Consider the following 19168-nt stretch of genomic DNA (forward strand, 5'->3'; position numbering starts at 1 on the left):
CGGCGCGGCGGTTCGGGCCAGGGCGGCCGGGACCGGCAGGCCGGTGGCCGCCGCGGCGGCGCCGCGCAGAGCAGCAGCAGCGGTGCGGCGTCGTTCTCCTCCGGGATGGGCCGCCGGGGCCGCTAGCCCACCATCGTTCGAGTGTGCGTACAGCCCCGCCAGGCGGGGCGGTACGCACACTCGTCGTTTCGGTACGTCGTACCCCGCGTGATATGCAGTGGATACCCAACCCACTGGCGCACGGAGGAATCGATGAAGTCGACGGCCGCGGTATTGCTCACAAGCCCCGGGGAGTTCACCACGGCCACCGTGGAGCTGGACGAACCCCGCCAGAACGAGATCCTCGTGCGGCTCGTCGCGAGCGGCATGTGCCACTCCGACGACCACTACGCCACCGGTGACCTCAGGCCCAAGGTGCTGCCGTTCTGCGGCGGCCACGAGGGAGCGGGCGTCGTGGAGAAGGTCGGGCCGAACACCGAGGGCTTCGCGGTGGGCGACCACGTCGTGATGACGTTCCTGCCGGCCTGCGGGCGGTGCTTCTGGTGCTCGCAGGGCAAGCAGGAGCTGTGCGACAACGGTGCGCAGGCCGAGTCCGGGGGACGGCCCGAGGACCCGAGCAGCTACCGGTTGTCCCTCGACGGAAAGCCGGTCGGCCAGATGACCGGGCTCGGCACCTTCAACGAGTACACGGTCATCAACACGCGCTCGGCCTACAAGGTGCCCAAGGACGTGCCGCTGAAGTACCTCAGCCTGCTCGGCTGCGGCGTCGGGACCGGCTACGGATCGGCGGTCAACGCCGCCGACGTCCGCCCGGGGCACACCGTGATCGTGATGGGGCTCGGCGGGATCGGCTCGGCCGCCGTCCAGGGCGCCGCGCACGCCGGCGCGGCCAACGTCATCGTGGTCGACCCTGTGGAGTTCAAGCGCGAGGTCGCCTCCGAGTTCGGGGCGACCGAGTCGTTCGCGACCATCGAGGAGGCGGCCGACAAGGCGCGCCACTACACGAACGGCCAGGGCGCCGACTCGACCATCGTCACGGTCGGCCGGCTGCAGCCCGGCGACGTCACCGCGGCGATGGAGTCCATCCGCAAGGGCGGCACCGTCGCCCTCACCGCGGTCGGCACCTTCCAGCCGGTCGCCACCGAGCTCAACCTGGGCATGCTGTCGATGATGCAGAAGACGCTCAAGGGTGTCGTGTTCGGCAACTGGAGCCCGTTCGTCTCCGTGCCGCGGCTGCTCGACATGTACCGCAGCGGCCGGCTGAAGCTCGATGAGATGGTCACCCGCACGTACTCGATCGATCAGGTGGCCCAGGGCTACCGCGACATGCACGCGGGCCTCAACGTCCGCGGCATGATCGACTTCGAGAAGTGATGCGTCCGCTCGACGGCGTCACCGTGGTCGCCCTCGAGCAGGCCGTCGCCGCCCCGTTCGCGACCCGCCAGCTCGCCGATCTCGGCGCGCGGGTGATCAAGGTCGAGCGTCCCGAGGTCGGCGACTTCGCGCGCGGGTACGACGAGACGGTGCGCGGGCTGTCCTCGCACTTCGTCTGGCTGAACCGCAGCAAGGAGTCCGTCGCGCTGGACATCAAGGACGCGGGTGACCGGGCGTTGCTGGACGCGCTCGTCGAGCGCGCCGACATCGTCATCCAGAACCTCGCGCCGGGCGCGGTGGGCCGCCTCGGGCTGGACGCCGCGACGCTCCGTGCCCGCCGCCCCGAGCTGATCCACATCTCGATCAGCGGCTACGGCAGCGGCGGACCGTACGAGCAGAAGAAGGCCTACGACCTGCTGGTCCAGTGCGAGGCCGGCCTGGTGTCGGTCACGGGCACCGAGCAGACGCCCAGCAAGGCCGGCATCTCCGTGGCCGACATCGCCGCGGGCATGTACGCGTACACGGGTGCCCTCACGGCGCTGCTGCAGCGCGGGCGCACCGGCGAGGGCGCCACCATCGAGGTCTCGATGCTCGAGGCGCTCGCGGAGTGGATGAGCTTCCCGATGTACTACGCGACCTACGGCGGCAGCGACCCGAAGCGGACCGGCGCCTCGCACGCGGCGATCGCGCCGTACGGGCCGGTGCGGGTGGCCGGTGGCGAGCGGGTCTTCCTCGGCATCCAGAACGAGCGGGAGTGGACGCGGTTCTGCGCGGACGTGCTGGGCGACGCCGCGCTGGCCGGTGATCCGCGGTTCGTGACCAACACGCTGCGCTCGACGCACCGCGACGAGCTGACCACGGCGATCGAGTCGGTCACCACCGCACTGTCCGCGGAGGAGCTGGTCGACCGGCTGGACGAGGCGCAGATCGCGAACGCCCGGCTGCGGACGGCGCGCGGCCTGGCCGAGCATCCGCAGCTCGCCGCCCGGGACCGTTGGCGCGAGGTCGGCTCTCCGGTCGGTCCGCTGCGCGCGCTGCTGCCGCCGGCTACCTTCGTCGGCGCCGAGCCGGCGGCCATGACGGACATCCCGGGCGTCGGTGAGCACACCGCGGCGATCCGCGCGGAGCTCTCCAGGTCGGCTGATTCCCCAGGTGACACGCGTCGCATCCCGTAGTTCCACGGTCACCCGAGCAGTACTCGCCGCGACACAATCGCTAACGGACCCCCTTTAAAAAGGAGCGAGCATGCCGGACGCCGGAGACGTGGATCGACGTGGAGCGCTCGGCGGGCTGACCCGGCGCCGTTTCCTGAAGTACTCCGGCGTCGGCGGCGCCTCCGGGATCGCGGCGGTGGCCCTGGCGCAGGCGGCGTACGCGGCCGACACCGCGGTCAAGATCGAGAACCAGAACGCCGGCGCGATCCCCGACGTGTGGGAGTCCGACCGCGATCCGTCGATCGTCGGGTTCACCACCCAGTACAGCTACCTGCCGGGCGAGACGGTCACCTTCAAGATCAACACCGACTCGACCAGCTACCGGATCCGGATCTTCCGGATCGGCTGGTACGGCGGCCTCGGCGCGCGGTTCATCCAGGACGTCACACCGAGCGTCCCGCTGCCGCAGACCCAGCCCAATCCCGACGGGGACGGCGCGACGGGCCTGTGGGACTGCGGCAAGTGGGCACCGTCGGCGCAGTGGACCATCCCGGCGGGTGCCGTCTCCGGTATCTACTACGCCCGGTTCGAGCGCTCCGACAGTGGCACGGTCAGCAACCACACGATCTTCGTCGTCCGCCGCAACGGTCCCTCGGACATCCTGGTGCAGACCTCCGAGATGACGATGCACGCCTACAACCGGTACGGCGGGAACAGCCTGTACTACGGCGATCCGGTCGGTCGCGCGTACAAGGTGAGCTACAACCGGCCCTTCGGCGACGGCGACGGCTCGGAGAACGACTTCTTCAACGCCGAGGTCGCGCTCGTGCGCTTCCTGGAACGCAACGGATACGACGTGGCGTACTGCGGCGGCATCGACGTCCACCGCGACGCCTCGGTGCTGGCCGGACGCAAGGTGTTCATCTCCTCGGGCCACGACGAGTACGTCAGCCGCGAGCAGCGCGAGCACGTCACCGCCGCGCGGGACGCCGGCACCCACCTGATCTTCATGACCGGCAACGAGTACTTCTGGAAGGTCCGGTTCGAGCCGTCCATCGACGGCAGCAACACGCCGGACCGCACCATGGTCTGCTACAAGGAGACCCTCGACAGCGCGAAGATCGACCCCTCCGCCGAGTGGACCGGCACCTGGCGCGACCCGCGCTTCAGCCCGCCGTCCAACGGCGGCCGGCCGGAGAACTCGCTGACCGGGCAGCTGTTCCGGGCGATCCTGCCCACCAGCGCGCCGGACCTGAACATCACCGTCCCAGCGGACTATCGCCGGCTGCGGTTCTGGCGGAACACCGCTGTCGCGACGCTGGCCAACGGCGCCGTCCGCACCCTCGCGCCGAGCACCCTCGGGTACGAGTTCGACGTGGACGCCGACAACGGCTCCCGCCCGCCGGGGCTGATCCGGCTGTCCGAGACCACCGCCAGCGCGCCGCAGCTGCTGCTCGACTACGGGGCCACCTACGCCCCGGGCACCTGCGTGCACACCATGACCCTCTACCGGGCCGCATCCGGTGCGCTGGTGTGGGGCACCGGCACCGTGCAGTGGGCGTACGGCCTGGACTCCTACCACGTCGCAGACTCGGGCACCCCCACCGATCCGGTGATGCAGCAGGCGACCGTGAACATGCTCGCCGACATGGGCGCGCAGCCGACCTCGCTCATGTCGGGTCTGGTCCCGGCCGCGGCGTCCGCCGACACGCTGCCGCCGACCGTGTCGGTGGTGATGCCGGACCCGGGCACCGCCCAGCCGATCGGCTCGCCGGTGACCATCGCGGGCACCGCCGTCGACTCCGGCGGCGGGGTCGTCGCCGGAGTCGAGGTCTCGGTGGACAACGGCGCGACCTGGCATCCGGCGGTCGGTCGCGAGTCGTGGAGCTACGTCTACACCCCGCTCACCCTCGGCACCACGACGGTGCTCGTGCGGGCCATCGACGACTCGGCGAACATCGGGCCCTCGACCGCGCTCCCGATCGTGGGCGCGCCGCGCCCCTTCCCCATGTCGATCTGGCCGGCCGGGACCGCGCCGGGGACACCCGCGACGAACGACGCGGGAGCCATCGAGTGCGGCGTGCGGTTCCGCGCGTCCGTCGACGCGTTCGTCACCGGCATCCGGTTCTACAAGGGCGCCGGCAACACCGGCACCCACACCGGCAGCCTGTGGACCAACGGCGGCCAGCAGCTCGCCACGCAGACGTTCACCAACGAGAGCGCCACCGGATGGCAGGTGGTCAGCATCCCGCCCGTCGCGATCTCGGCGGGGCAGACCTACATCGCCTCGGTGTTCATGCCCGCCGGCCACTACGCCGCCGACGCCGGCTACTTCCAGCAGGCCTACGACCTCCCGCCGCTGCGCGCCCTCGCGAACGGCGAGGACGGCGCCAACGGCGTCTACCGCTACGGCTCGGCGGGCTTCCCGACCAGCACGTTCGGCTCGACGAACTACTGGGTCGACCTGGTGCTGAGCGACGACAACGCCGCGGCCCCCACGGTGCTCAGCTGCGCCCCGGCGCCGGATCTCGCCGCCGTGTCCCCGGCCGCCGCGATCTCCGCGACGTTCAGCGAGGGCATGACGCCCGGCTCCGTCCAGCTCACCGTGAGCCTGGCGGGGGGCGCCGCCGTCGCCGGCAGCACCGCGTACGACGCGGCGTCGCGCACGGCGACGTTCACGCCGTCGGCCCAGCTCGGGGCCGGGAAGTCGTACACGGCCGTGGTGACGGGAAGCGACTCGCTGGGCAACCCGATGGCCGCGCCGTACTCGTGGTCCTTCACGGTGGACGGCGGTCCCGGCACCTCGCCGGCGACCCTGTGGGACTCGTCGGCGGTGCCGGCGAGCATCTCGGCCGAGACCAGCCCGCTGGAGCTCGGCACGCGGTTCGTGAGCAGTCGCGACGCGTCCGTCACCGCGCTGCGCTTCTACAAGGTCCCCGGCAGCCAGGGCCCGCACACCGGGCACCTGTGGGGCCCGAGCCAGGAGCTCCTGGCCACCGTCACCTACGGCGCCGAGACCGCATCGGGGTGGCAGCAGGCAGCGCTCACCACGCCGGTCGCGATCACCAAGGGCACCCAGTACACGGTGTCCTACTACTGCCCCGCGGGACAGTACGGCGCAACGGCGGGCCTGTTCTCCGGCTCGGGCGCCAGGGTGCGCGAGCCGCTGACCGCGCCGTCCGAGGCGGTGGCCGGCGGCAACGGGGTGTACCGGTACGGCAGCAGCGCCTACCCGAGCAGCTCCAACGGGGCATGCTACTGGGCCGACGTGGTCGTCACCCTCCCGCCGGACACGACGGCGCCGACAGTCGTGGACCTCGAGCCGGGTGCCGACCTGGTCGCGGTCGACACCGCGACGGCCGTGCGTGCGACGTTCTCCGAGCCTGTCGACCCGGCGTCCGTCCAGCTGACCCTCACGAAGGGTTCCTCGAGCGTGACCGGGTCGGTCGGCTATGACGCCGCGTCCCAGACGGCGACCTTCACGCCGTCGGCCGCGCTCGCCGCAGGCGTCACGTACCAGGCGAGCGTCACCGCCGCGGACCTGGCAGGCAACCCGATGGCCGCTCCGCGAGCCTGGTCGTTCACTACCGACGGGGACGGCACCGCCACGCTCTGGATCTCCACCGACCGACCCGACACGCCGGCGTCGTCCGATGCCGGCGGGGTCGAGGTCGGGGTCCGGTTCCGCGCGGCCGGATCCGGAAGCATCCTCGGCCTGCGGTTCTACAAGGGCCTCGGCAACGACGGGCCGCACGTCGGACGGCTCTGGACGGCGGCGGGGGCGCTGCTGGGCAGCGTGTCGTTCGACGACGAGACGGCGTCCGGCTGGCAGCAGGCCCGCTTCTCGACGCCGATCGCGATCAGCGGCGGCACCGACTACGTCGCGTCCTACTACGCACCGAGCGGTCACTACGCGGTCACCGGCGGCGGCTTGAACGCCACCCGTACCCGCGGGCCGCTGACCGCGCCGGCCACCTCGGGGGCAACCCCCAACGGGGTGTTCGCGTACGGCGGCGGAGGCTTCCCGTCGTCGTCGTACAACGGCGGGAACTACTGGGTCGACGTGCTGTACGTCGACAACAGCGGTCCGTCGGTGGTTGCGCAGGAACCGGCGCCCGGGGAGACCGGCGTGCCCGTCGGCGCCGTCGTGTCGGCGACCTTCGACGAGGCGGTGGCGACGGGGACGCTGTCGATGAAGCTGCGCGATGCCGGAGGCGGTCTCGTGGCGGGCACCGTCGCGTACGACGGTGCGACGCGGGTCGCCACCTTCACCCCATCGGCGCCGCTGGCGGCCGGGGGCGCCTACTCCGCGTCCGTGGAGTCGGCCGCCGACGCCGCGGGCAACCAGCTGGGCGCACCGGTCAGCTGGAGCTTCACCACGGCCAGCGCCACGGTCACGACGCTGTGGCCGGCGAACACGGTCCCGGCCACCGTCCTGGCCAACGACCAGGGACCGATCGAGCTGGGCGTCCGGCTGCAGACGAGCGTCGCCGGCACGGTGACCGCGATCCGGTTCTACAAGGGCGGCACGCAGAACACCGGACCGCACGTGGCGAACCTGTGGGACGCCGCCGGCACGCTGCTCGCGAGCGCCACGACCTCGGGCGAGTCCGCGCGCGGCTGGCAGAGCGTCACGCTGCCCACCCCGGTACCGCTGACGCCCGGCGCCGTGTACACCGCGTCGTACTTCGCCGGTGCCGGGTACTACTCGATGGACGCCGAGTACTTCAACACCGGGCCACGGACGAGTGGGCCGCTGACCGCGCTCGCGAACACCGGGGCCGGCAACGGGGTGTTCCGGTACGGCGCGGCCAGCGGCTACCCGACCGGCACCTACAACGGCAGCAACTACTGGGTCGACGTCGTGTTCACCGCCGACGCGCCCTAGGAGGTCGCCGGGTGATCGAGCGCGGCCGGCCGGCCCCGCCGGAGTCCGAGAGCGACGCCCGGCGCGTGCTGGCGGGCGCCGTCGACGTCGCCAAGGAAGAGCTCGGTCCCCGGCTGGCCGCGGCGTTCACCCTGGGCAGCCTCGCGCACGGTGGCTTCGCGCCGCTGGTCAGCGACGTCGATGTCGCGCTCGTGGTCGAGCGTTCGGACGACGACGCCGTGGCGCGCGCGATCGAGCGCATCGGGGGCGCGGTCCGCGAGCGGCATCCGACGTCCGCGCTGGCGCGGCGGCTCTCGGTGTTCTGGGCGGACTGGGACGGCGTACGCCGCGGAGCTGCCGGGCTCGGACGCCTCCCCGAGCTGGACCGCCTGGACCTGCTGGACGCCGGGAGCCTGCTGTACGGCGAGGACCGCCGCGCTCGCGCCACGCGGCCGTCGCGCGACGATCTCGTTCGGGAGGCCGCCGAGTTCGCCCTGCGCAAGTTCGACGCGGCCTATCTCGCGTCGCTGCGCGACCCCACCGGCCTCGTCGCCGCGGGCCCGCGGACGGTCACCAAGGCGGTGCTGTTCCCGGTGCGGTTCCGGTACACGCTGCACACCGGCCGGATCGGTCGCAACGACGACGCGTCGCGGTGGCACCGCGGTCCCGGGCAGCACCTCGTCGCCGCCGCGATGCGCTGGCGGGTCGAGGGCATCGACGACCTGGACGAGGCGGCGCGACTGCTCGAGCGGGAGCTGTCCGGCCTGTACCGGCGCTTCGCGAGCGAGTACGCCGCGGCGCTCAGCGCGATGGGCCGCGACGAGCCGGCCGCGCTGCTGCGCGCGAGGTGGCCGACGTCCGGCTGAGCCGACGACGGGTCAACGGGCCCACAGCTGGTCGGTCAGCCGGCCGACCCGATCTCCGATCGCGGACGCGGCGGCGAGCGCGGTGTCCTCCCGGAACCGGCCGGCGACGAGCTGGACACCGATGGGCCGGCCCTCGTTCAGGCCGGTCGGGGTCACCACGCACGGCAGCCCGAGGACGTTCAGGCCGGTCTGGAACGTGAAGTCGCGGAAGACGCCCTCGACGTGCGCGGCGTCGCCGAGGTCGCCGTCCGGGCTGAGGTGCGTCCGCATCGACAAGGGGGTGAGGATCACCGGGTACTCCTCGAGCAGCAGCAGCCACTCGCGGATGATCCCGGTGCGCTCCGCCGCGGCCAGCCCGTAGTCACGGACGGACGTCGGCCCGGTGATCTCGAAGTAGCTGCCGAGGATCCGCTGCATCACGTCGGAGGAGAGCTCCATCATGTTGCTCATCTCGCGCAGCTCGGTGCCGATCAGCGTCCACCACAGCTCCAGCGCACGCGGCAAGTTGGGCACGGCGACCTCGCTGAGCTCGTAGCCGGCGTCACGCAGCATGGCGGCGGCGTCGTCCACCGCTGCGGCCACGGCAGGGTCCGGGGACAGCCCGTCGGGGATCTGCGCGACGGCGACCTTGCGCGGTGCCGGCTCACCCTCGAGCGGCGCGGGCACCCAGAACGGGTCGCGCGGGTCCCGCGCGCTCATGGCATGCAGTGCCAGGCGGACGTCGCGCACCTCCCGGGCCAGCGGCCCCTGGGTCGACATCAGCGTCGACAGCAGTGGCCGCTCGGTGCCCAGCGCCGTCGGGTTGAAGGCGGGGATGCGTCCTTGCGTCGGGCGGATCGTCGACAGCCCGTTGCAGAACGCCGGCCACCGCAACGAGCCGCCGATGTCGTTGCCGTGTCCCACCGCGCCGACGCCCATCGCGATCGACGCGCCGGCACCGCCGGACGAACCGCCCGGCGTGATGCTCGGGTCCCACGGGTTGATCGTCCGCCCGTACAGCGGGTTGTCGGTCACCGCCCGCATCGAGAACTCGGGCGTGTTGGTGATGCCGATGATGACCGCGCCGGCCTTCTTGAGGTTGGCCACGACGGGCGAGTCGTCCGTGGCGATGTTGTCCGCGAGCGCGACCACGCCGTTCGAGTTCGGGTAGCCCGCGGCGTCGACGTTGACCTTCACAGTCACCGGGACGCCGCGCAGCAGACCGCCCGCCGCGTCCGAGGCGTCGTCGTCCAGGGCGCGGGCGCGCTCGAGCGCCTCGTCCCCGGTGTCGATGACCACGGCGTTGATCGCCGGGTTGACGTCGCGCATCCGCTCGACGGCCGAGGTCACCGCCTCCCTCGCCGAGATCGACCGATCACGGACCCCGTTCGCGATGTCGACCGCCGACCACTGCCACAGCTCGTTCGATGTCATTGCATCCGCCCTTCGTCGCCGTCCTCGTGCCGGTCAGCGTAGGGCAGCAGCGGACTGGCGGCATCTGACCGCCATCCGGCGGGCGGGACGGCCGTCATCGTGGTCGGAAAATCTGTCCCCAGAGGCCGCGTCCGGCTTGACCTTTGCCGCGCGAGCGGGCATCGTTTCATCACGCCTTCGAAGCGAGCGGCACGGCAGCGCAACCTCCCCGCCGCCCCGAGAGGCGCCGCGTCGGCCGGTGTGGCCGACGCCGCAGGCGCGACGCGTCCTGAGGCGTAGACAACCGCCTCCCCGTGTGGCTAGAATCGTTGTTTGCGCTGCCTTCCTTCTGGCATCTCGTAAAACCTCGACCGTCCACGCGAATCTGCATGCGTGCGATGCCCGAGGTGACGCGCCAGAGGCGTCCAGGAGCGTTGGTCAGAAATTTGCAGACGCCCGTCCTCGGAAGGACCCACCTTGGCAGGCTCCCGCCCCGATTCGACCGTCCGCTCGTCCGCCACTGCAGGTGCCAACGGCCTCCCCATTCCCGGAGCCCCGAAGCGCGTGTCGTTCGCGAAGATCCGCGAACCCCTCGCAGTGCCCGACCTGCTCGCCTTGCAGACCTCCAGCTTCGACTGGCTGGTCGGAAACGACGCATGGCGTGCCCGGGTAGGCGACGATCCGTCCGCGATCAGCGGTCTGGAGGAAATCCTCAACGAGATCTCACCGATCGAGGATTTCTCGGACACGATGTCCCTCACCTTCTCCAACCCGCGTTTCGAGGATGTCAAGGCTGACATCGAGACGTGCAAGGACAAGGACATGACGTACTGCGCCCCGCTGTTCGTCACCGCCGAGTTCATGAACAACACGACCGGTGAGATCAAGTCTCAGACGGTGTTCATGGGCGACTTCCCGATCATGACGCCGGGCGGCACCTTCGTCATCAACGGCACCGAGCGTGTCGTCGTCTCCCAGCTGGTCCGCTCGCCGGGCGTGTACTTCGATCGCTCGCTCGACAAGACCACCGACAAGGACGTCTTCGGCTGCAAGGTCATCCCGAGCCGCGGCGCCTGGCTGGAGTTCGACGTCGACAAGCGCGACACCGTCGGCGTGCGCATCGACCGCAAGCGCCGCCAGCCGGTGACCGTCCTGCTGAAGGCCCTGGGCTGGACCGAGGACCGCATCCGCGAGCACTTCTCCTGGTCCGAGACCATGATGGCGACGCTCGAGAAGGACAGCATCAAGACCGAGGACGAGGCGCTCCTCGACATCTACCGCAAGCTGCGCCCGGGCGAGCCGCCGACCCGCGACTCGGCGAAGACGCTGCTGAACAACCTGTTCTTCAACGCCAAGCGCTACGACCTGGCCAAGGTCGGTCGCTACAAGGTCAACAAGAAGCTCGAGCTCGACATCCCGACCGCCGAGTCGGTGCTCACCGAGGAAGACATCGTCGCCTCGATCGAGTACATCGTGCACCTGCACGCCGGCGACGAGGGCTACGACCTCGACGACATCGACCACTTCGGCAACCGTCGCCTGCGCACCGTCGGCGAGCTGATCCAGAACCAGATCCGCGTCGGCCTGTCGCGCATGGAGCGCGTCGTTCGCGAGCGCATGACGACCCAGGACGTCGAGGCCATCACGCCGCAGACGCTGATCAACATCCGCCCGGTGTCGGCCTCCATCAAGGAGTTCTTCGGCACCTCGCAGCTGTCGCAGTTCATGGACCAGACCAACCCGCTCGCGGGCCTGACCCACAAGCGCCGCCTGTCGGCGCTGGGCCCGGGCGGTCTGTCCCGGGAGCGTGCCGGCATGGAGGTCCGTGACGTCCACCCGTCGCACTACGGCCGCATGTGCCCGATCGAGACCCCGGAAGGCCCGAACATCGGCCTGATCGGCTCGCTCGCGTCGTTCGCGCGGGTCAACCCGTTCGGGTTCATCGAGTCGCCGTACCGCAAGGTCGTGAACGGCGTCGTCAGCGACCAGGTCGACTACCTGTCCGCCGACGAGGAGGACCGCCACGTCATCGCGCAGGCGAACTCGCCGCTCGACGCCAACGGCCGGTTCGCCGAGGAGAAGGTGCTCGTGCGCGTCAAGGGCGGCGAGACCGTCGAGGTCGCGCCGGACGCCGTCGACTACATGGACGTCTCGCCGCGCCAGATGAACTCGGTCGCGACCGCGATGATCCCGTTCCTCGAGCACGACGACGCCAACCGCGCGCTCATGGGCGCGAACATGCAGCGCCAGTCCGTCCCGCTGCTGCGCAGCGAGTCGCCGCTGGTCGGCACCGGCATGGAGCTGCGCGCCGCGGTCGACGCCGGTGACGTGCTCACCGCCACGAAGGCCGGCGTCGTCGAGGAGGTCGCCGCCGACTACGTGACGATCATGGCCGACGACGGCACCCGCCAGACGTTCGGGCTGCACAAGTTCACCCGCTCGAACCAGGGCACCTGCATCAATCAGAAGGTCCTGGTCGACGAGGGCCAGCGGATCGAAGAGGGCCAGATCATCGCCGACGGCCCGTGCACCCAGAACGGTGAGCTCGCGCTCGGACGCAACCTGCTGGTCGCGTTCATGCCGTGGGAGGGGCACAACTTCGAGGACGCCATCATCCTCAGCCAGCGCCTGGTGCGCGACGACGTCCTCTCCTCGATCCACATCGAGGAGTTCGAGGTCGACGCCCGCGACACCAAGCTCGGCCCGGAGGAGATCACCCGCGACATCCCCAACGTGTCGGAGGAGGCGCTGGCCGATCTCGACGAGCGCGGGATCATCCGCATCGGTGCCGAGGTCGTCGCCGGTGACGTGCTGGTCGGCAAGGTCACCCCGAAGGGCGAGACCGAGCTGACCCCGGAGGAGCGCCTGCTGCGCGCCATCTTCGGCGAGAAGGCCCGCGAGGTGCGCGACACCTCGCTGAAGGTCAAGCACGGTGAGTCCGGCAAGGTCATCGGCGTCCGCGTGTTCTCGCGCGAGGACGGCGACGAGCTGCCCCCGGGCGTCAACGAGCTGATCCGGGTGTACGTCGCCCAGATGCGCAAGATCACCGACGGTGACAAGCTCGCCGGCCGCCACGGCAACAAGGGCGTCATCTCCAAGATCCTGCCCGAGGAGGACATGCCGTTCCTGCCCGACGGGACCCCGGTCGACGTCGTGCTGAACCCGCTCGGCGTGCCGTCGCGCATGAACGTGGGGCAGATCCTGGAGACCCACCTCGGCTGGATCGCGAAGTCCGGCTGGGAGGTCGAGGGCGAGCCCGACTGGGCGAAGCTGCTGCCGGAGAACGCCCGCAGCTCCGAGCCGGGCACCAACACCGCGACGCCGATCTTCGACGGTGCGCGCGAGGAGGAGGTCATCGGGCTGCTCGGCTCGACGATTCCGAACCGCGACGGCAACCGCATGGTCGGCGGCAACGGCAAGGCGCAGCTGTTCGACGGTCGCTCCGGCGAGCCGTTCCCGACGCCGATCACCGTGGGCTACATCTACATCCTGAAGCTGCTGCACCTGGTCGACGACAAGATCCACGCCCGCTCGACCGGCCCGTACTCGATGATCACCCAGCAGCCGCTGGGCGGTAAGGCGCAGTTCGGCGGCCAGCGCTTCGGCGAGATGGAGTGCTGGGCGATGCAGGCCTACGGTGCGGCCTACGCGCTGCAGGAGCTGCTCACGATCAAGTCCGACGACATCGTGGGCCGCGTCAAGGTGTACGAAGCGATCGTCAAGGGAGAGAACGTCCCCGAGCCGGGCATCCCCGAGTCGTTCAAGGTGCTGCTCAAGGAGCTGCAGTCGCTGTGCCTGAACGTGCAGGTGCTGTCCAGCGACGGCCAGGCCATCGAGCTGCGGGACTCCGACGACGAGGCCGGCCGCACCGCTGACGAGCTCGGAATCGACCTGTCCCGGCGCGAGCCGAGCATCGTCGACCTCGAAGGCTAAGGCCGTGCGGCGCGAGGCTCCCCGCCGAGCCGCGCGCCGCACGCCGGCCTTCCCCGAGGGGCTGGACCCCTCACCAATCAAGAACAAGGGACTACATACGTGTTCGACGTAAACGTCTTTGACCAGCTCAAGATCGGGCTGGCTACCGCCGACGACATCCGCGCGTGGTCGTACGGCGAGGTGAAGAAGCCCGAGACCATCAACTACCGCACCCTCCGCCCGGAGAAGGACGGCCTCTTCTGCGAGAAGATCTTCGGCCCGACCCGCGACTGGGAGTGCTACTGCGGCAAGTACAAGCGGGTCCGCTTCAAGGGCATCATCTGCGAGCGGTGCGGCGTCGAGGTCACTCGCGCCAAGGTCCGCCGTGAGCGCATGGGCCACATCGAGCTCGCCGCGCCGGTCACGCACATCTGGTACTTCAAGGGTGTTCCCTCGCGACTGGGCTACCTGCTCGACATCGCGCCCAAGGACCTCGAGAAGATCATCTACTTCGCGGCGTACCTGATCACCTCCGTGGACGCCGACGCCCGGCACCGCGACCTGTCGACCATCGAGGCCGAGATCGCTGCCGAGAAGAAGCAGCTGGAGAACAAGCGCGACGCCGACCTGGAGACCCGCGCCAAGAAGCTCGAGGGCGACCTGGCCGAGCTGGAGGCCGAGGGCGCCAAGGCCGACGTCCGCCGCAAGGTGCGCGACGGCGGCGAGCGCGAGATGCGTCAGCTGCGCGATCGTGCCCAGCGCGAGATCGACCGCATCGACGAGGTCTCGGACACCTTCCGCAAGCTCGCGGTCGGCGACCTCATCGTCGACGAGATGCTCTACCGCGAGCTGTCGGACCGCTTCGGGGAGTACTTCGTCGGCGGCATGGGTGCCGCCGCCCTGCAGAAGCTGCTGCAGGACTTCGACCTGGACGCCGAGTCCGAGAAGCTGCGCGAGATCATCGCCGAGGGCAAGGGGCAGAAGAAGATCCGCGCCCTCAAGCGGCTGAAGGTCGTCGCGCACTTCCAGGCCACCGGCAACTCGCCGGCCGGCATGGTGCTCGACGCCGTCCCGGTCGTCCCGCCGGAGCTGCGCCCGATGGTCCAGCTCGACGGTGGCCGGTTCGCCACCTCCGACCTGAACGACCTGTACCGCCGCGTCATCAACCGCAACAACCGCCTGAAGCGTCTGCTGGATCTCGGCGCCCCCGAGATCATCATCAACAACGAGAAGCGGATGCTGCAGGAGTCGGTCGACGCGCTGTTCGACAACGGCCGCCGCGGCCGTCCGGTCACCGGACCGGGCAACCGCCCGCTGAAGTCGCTGTCCGACCTGCTCAAGGGCAAGCAGGGCCGGTTCCGCCAGAACCTGCTCGGCAAGCGCGTCGACTACTCCGGCCGTTCGGTCATCGTCGTCGGCCCGCAGCTCAAGTTGCACCAGTGTGGCCTGCCCAAGCTGATGGCGCTCGAGCTGTTCAAGCCGTTCGTGATGAAGCGGCTGGTCGACCTCGGCCACGCCCAGAACATCAAGTCGGCCAAGCGCATGGTGGAGCGGGCCCGCCCGCAGGTGTGGGACGTCCTCGAAGAGGTCATCACCGAGCACCCGGTGCTGCTGAACCGCGCGCCCACGCTGCACCGCCTCGGCATCCAGGCCTTCGAGCCGCAGCTCGTCGAGGGCAAGGCCATCCAGATCCACCCGCTCGTCTGCGCGGCGTTCAACGCCGACTTCGACGGCGACCAGATGGCCGTGCACCTGCCGCTGTCCGCCGAGTCGCAGGCCGAGGCCCGGATCCTGATGCTCTCGAGCAACAACATCCTGTCGCCGGCGTCCGGTCGTCCGATCACCGCGCCGTCGCACGAGATGATCATCGGTCTGTACTTCCTGTCGAACCTCATCGGCGGCGGCGCCGGCGAGGGTGACGTGTACTCGTCGTACGCGGAGGCGCTGATGGCCTTCGACCGCGGCAAGCTCGCGATCGACGCGAAGTGCAAGATCCGGCTGCGTGACGTGCCCGGTGTCGACAACGGCAAGGGCGAGCCGTGGGAGGCCCCCGAGGGCTGGGAGCCCGGCGACCCGATCCTGCTCGAGACCAGCCTCGGCCGGGTCATCTTCAACGAGACCCTGCCCGAGGACTACCGGTTCATCAACTACCCGGTCTCGAAGAAGGAGCTCGGCCAGATCGTCAACGATCTCGCGGAGCGCTACCCGAAGGTGCAGGTCGCGGCGTCGCTCGACGCGCTGAAGTCGACCGGCTTCTACTGGGCGACCCGCGCGGGCATCACGATCGGCATCGAGGACGTCTCGACGCCGCCGCAGAAGCCCGAGATCATCGCGCGCTACGAGGAGGACGCCGACAAGATCGAGAAGCAGTACCAGCGTGGTGTGATCACCGGTGACGAGCGCCGCCAGGAGCTCATCGAGGTGTGGACCCGGGCCACCGAGGAGGTTGCGAAGGCGACCGAGGCGAACTTCGAGGAGACCAACCCGGTCTTCATCATGATCGACTCCGGTGCCCGCGGTAACTGGCTGCAGCTGCGCCAGATCGCCGGCATGCGCGGCCTGGTGGCCAACCCGAAGGGCGAGATCATCCCGCGCCCGATCAAGTCCTCCTACCGCGAGGGCCTGTCGGTGCTGGAGTTCTTCATCGCCACGCACGGTGCCCGCAAGGGCCTGGCCGACACCGCGCTGCGTACCGCAGACTCGGGCTACCTGACCCGTCGTCTGGTCGACGTGTCGCAGGACGTCATCATCCGCGAGGAGGACTGCGGCACCGAGCGCGCCGTGGTCATGCCGATCGCCACCGAGGACGCCACCGGCACGCTGATCAAGGACCAGCATGCCGAGACGTCGTCGTACGCGCGGACGCTGGCCGAGGACGTCAAGGTCGGCGGCAAGCTCATCGCGGAGAAGGGCACCGACCTCGGTGACACCGTGATCGACGCGCTGATCGCCGCCGGGCTGAAGGAGGTGCGGGTGCGCTGCGTGCTCACCTGCGAGTCCGCCGTCGGCACCTGCGCCGCCTGCTACGGCCGTTCGCTGGCCACCGGCAAGACGGTCGACGTCGGCGAGGCCGTCGGCATCATCGCGGCCCAGTCGATCGGTGAGCCCGGTACCCAGCTGACGATGCGTACCTTCCACACCGGTGGTGCGGTCTCCGACAGCGGCGACATCACGCACGGTCTGCCGCGTGTGGTCGAGCTCTTCGAGGCCCGCGTCCCTAAGGGCAAGGCGCCGATCGCGGAGACGTCCGGTCGCATCCAGATCGAGGACCAGGACAAGCAGCGCAAGATCACGATCATCCCGGATGACGGCAGCGAGGAGGTCGTCTACGAGAAGATCTCCAAGCGCGTGCGGCTGCGGGTCGAGGAGGGCGACCACGTCACCATCGGCCAGCAGATGACCGACGGTGCGGTCGACCCGCACGAGGTGCTGCGGATCATGGGCCCCCGCGAGGTGCAGCTGCACCTGGTGCGGGAGGTTCAGGAGGTGTACCGCTCGCAGGGCGTGCAGATCCACGACAAGCACATCGAGGTCATCGTCCGCCAGATGCTCAAGCGGATCACCGTCATCGACTCCGGCTCGACCGAGTTCCTGCCGGGCTCGCTGCCGGAGAACGCGCAGTTCCTGGCCGAGAACCGCCGGGTCGTGGGCGAGGGCGGCGAGCCGGCCTCCGGGCGTCCGGTCCTCATGGGCATCACGAAGGCGTCGCTGGCGACCGAGTCGTGGCTGTCCGCGGCCTCCTTCCAGGAGACCACCCGCGTGCTCACCGATGCCGCCATCCAGGGCAAGAGCGACTCGCTCGTCGGCCTGAAGGAGAACGTGATCATCGGTCAGCTCATCCCGGCCGGCACCGGCATCGCCCGGTACCGCAACATCAAGGTGGAGCCCACCGAGGAGGCGCGCGCGTCGATGTACTCGATGTCGTCCTTCGACGAGGGCGGCTACTACGACGACAGCGTGTTCGGCCAGGGCTCCGGCCAGGCCGTCCCGCTGGACACCTTCGACGACGGCTACTACAGCTGATCCAGTCGAGCCGAGCGGCCCCACAGGCGATTGCCTGTGGGGCCGCTGCGTTCTGCGCGGCGCGCGGCCACTATGGGTGCCATGTACTTCCAGCCGCAGCAGCACGACTTCACGCCCGTCCCCGACCGCGACGGCGCGTGGCCGGTCATCGTGGCCGGCGCCGGCCCCATAGGGCTGACGGCGGCCCTGGGCCTCGCGAAGCGGGGGGTCGAGGTGCTCGTGCTCGAGGCGGGCGACTCGGTGAGCTACGGCAGCCGGGCGATCTGCGTGTCCCGCAACTCCCTGCAGATCCTCGACCGCCTCGGCGCGGGGCAGCGGTTCGTGGACGCGGCGCTCCCGTGGACCGGAGGGCGCAGCTACTACCGCGATCAGCAGGTGCTGCAGTTCGAGATGCCGGCGGCGGCGGAGTACGCCCGGCCGCCGATGGTCAACATGTCGCAGTCGGTGGCCGAGCAGATCCTGGTCGAGCAGGTGCAGCGCGAGCCGCTGGTGACCCTTCGGTGGCAGTGCGCCGTGCGGCGGGCCGCGCAGGACGTCGACGGGGTCGACGTCGGGATCGACACCCCCGCCGGGCCCGGGACGGTGCGGGCGCGCTGGCTGGTCGGCGCGGACGGCGCCCGCAGCGCGGTCCGCGCGGCGCTCGGCGTCGGGCTGTCCGGCACCAGCTACGAGGGCCGGTACGTGATCGCCGACATCCACTGGCCCTCCGCCTGGCCGACCGAGCGGCGCGTCTGGTTCGACCCGCCGAGCAATCCCGGCGCGACGATCATCATGCACCGCCAGCCCGACGACATCTGGCGCGTGGACTACCAGCTGCGGCCCGAGGACGACCCCGAGGCGGAGGTCGCCGAGGACCGGGTGCGGGAGCGCATCGAGCGGCATCTGCGCTGGCTCGGCAACGAGCTGCCCTGGACGCTCGAGTGGGTGAGCCTGTACCGGGCGCACGCGCTGTCGGCCGACAGCTACCGGCACGGCCGGGTCCTGCTCGCCGGCGACGCGGCGCACCTGGTGCCGATCTTCGGCGTCCGCGGCCTGAACTCCGGGCTGGAGGACGCCGACGACCTCGCGTGGAAGCTGTCACTGGTGGAGGCGGGCGCCTCCGACCGGCTGCTCGACAGCTACAGCGCCGAACGGCGCGACGCGTGGGCGCAGAACATCGCCAGCGCGCGCAAGAGCACCCTGTTCATGACGCCCGGCACGCCGGGCTATCGGATGACGCGCGACGCCGCGCTGCTGCTGGCCGCCCACGACCCGGTGTTCTCGCACCTGCTCAACCCGCGCCAGTCCAGCGCGACCCATGCCCGGCGATCACCCATCACCAGTCCCGACCAACGCGGGTCGGGGGAGAGGGTCCGCCCCGGGGACATGGTCGACGATCGCCGGCTCGCCGCGGGCGAGCTCGACGGCGTCCGCGCGGCCACCCTGCACGAGGCGATCGGCGCGGGCTTCGCGGTCCTCGGCGTCGGGGTGCCGGCCGAGGTGCTCGATGACGCCTGCCGGCGCGCCCGGCAGGCGGTCGGCGCCGCCCTGCCGGTCGCCGGGCTCCGCGTCGCTGCCGGGACGGGGCTCGCGGACGCGCT

Annotated in this window: 8 protein-coding genes; 7 read left to right on the top strand and 1 reads right to left on the bottom strand. The window is 70.5% G+C overall.

The genetic code is table 11. The features are described 5' to 3' along the window. Positions 1 to 252: 252 nt before the first annotated feature. From F8A92_RS15870 to F8A92_RS15885, 4 genes are all read left to right on the top strand, one after another. Complete coding sequence (locus F8A92_RS15870) at positions 253 to 1374, top strand: NDMA-dependent alcohol dehydrogenase (protein ID WP_153506152.1); 1122 nt, start codon at positions 253 to 255, stop codon at positions 1372 to 1374. Beyond that, positions 1374 to 2549 (top strand): CaiB/BaiF CoA transferase family protein, encoded by a 1176-nt coding sequence (locus F8A92_RS15875; protein ID WP_153506159.1) that lies wholly within the window; start codon positions 1374 to 1376, stop codon positions 2547 to 2549. The genes F8A92_RS15870 and F8A92_RS15875 overlap by 1 nt, the downstream gene beginning before the upstream one ends. A gap of 70 nt (positions 2550 to 2619) precedes the next feature. Beyond that, positions 2620 to 7416, top strand: coding sequence for a DUF4082 domain-containing protein (locus F8A92_RS15880; protein ID WP_153506153.1), 4797 nt, complete (start codon positions 2620 to 2622; stop codon positions 7414 to 7416). Between the two features lie 11 nt (positions 7417 to 7427). Next, positions 7428 to 8261 carry a hypothetical protein gene (locus F8A92_RS15885; protein ID WP_153506154.1) on the top strand — a complete coding sequence of 278 codons (834 nt, stop codon included), beginning with the start codon at positions 7428 to 7430 and terminating at the stop codon, positions 8259 to 8261. A gap of 12 nt (positions 8262 to 8273) precedes the next feature. Here the strand turns inward: F8A92_RS15885 and F8A92_RS15890 are convergent, their stop codons facing one another. Beyond that, complete coding sequence (locus F8A92_RS15890) at positions 8274 to 9674, bottom strand: amidase (protein WP_153506155.1); 1401 nt, start codon at positions 9672 to 9674, stop codon at positions 8274 to 8276. A gap of 543 nt (positions 9675 to 10217) precedes the next feature. On the opposite strand from F8A92_RS15890, the gene rpoB reads away from it, so the two are divergent. From rpoB to F8A92_RS15905, 3 genes are all read left to right on the top strand, one after another. Further along, the gene (gene rpoB, locus F8A92_RS15895) at positions 10218 to 13586 is read left to right on the top strand and encodes a DNA-directed RNA polymerase subunit beta (RefSeq protein ID WP_228389500.1); all 3369 of its coding nucleotides are present in this window, start codon (positions 10218 to 10220) and stop codon (positions 13584 to 13586) included. A gap of 99 nt (positions 13587 to 13685) precedes the next feature. Continuing rightward, a complete protein-coding gene (locus tag F8A92_RS15900; RefSeq protein ID WP_153506157.1) occupies positions 13686 to 17588 on the top strand; it encodes a DNA-directed RNA polymerase subunit beta' in 3903 nt (1300 codons plus the stop codon). An 81-nt stretch (positions 17589 to 17669) separates the two neighbouring features. Then, on the top strand, positions 17670 to 19168 hold a 1499-nt coding region (locus F8A92_RS15905), incomplete at its 3' end, for an FAD-dependent monooxygenase (RefSeq protein ID WP_153506158.1).

The sequence above is a fragment of the Cumulibacter manganitolerans genome (genome assembly GCF_009602465.1).
GTDB lineage: Bacteria > Actinomycetota > Actinomycetes > Mycobacteriales > Antricoccaceae > Cumulibacter > Cumulibacter manganitolerans.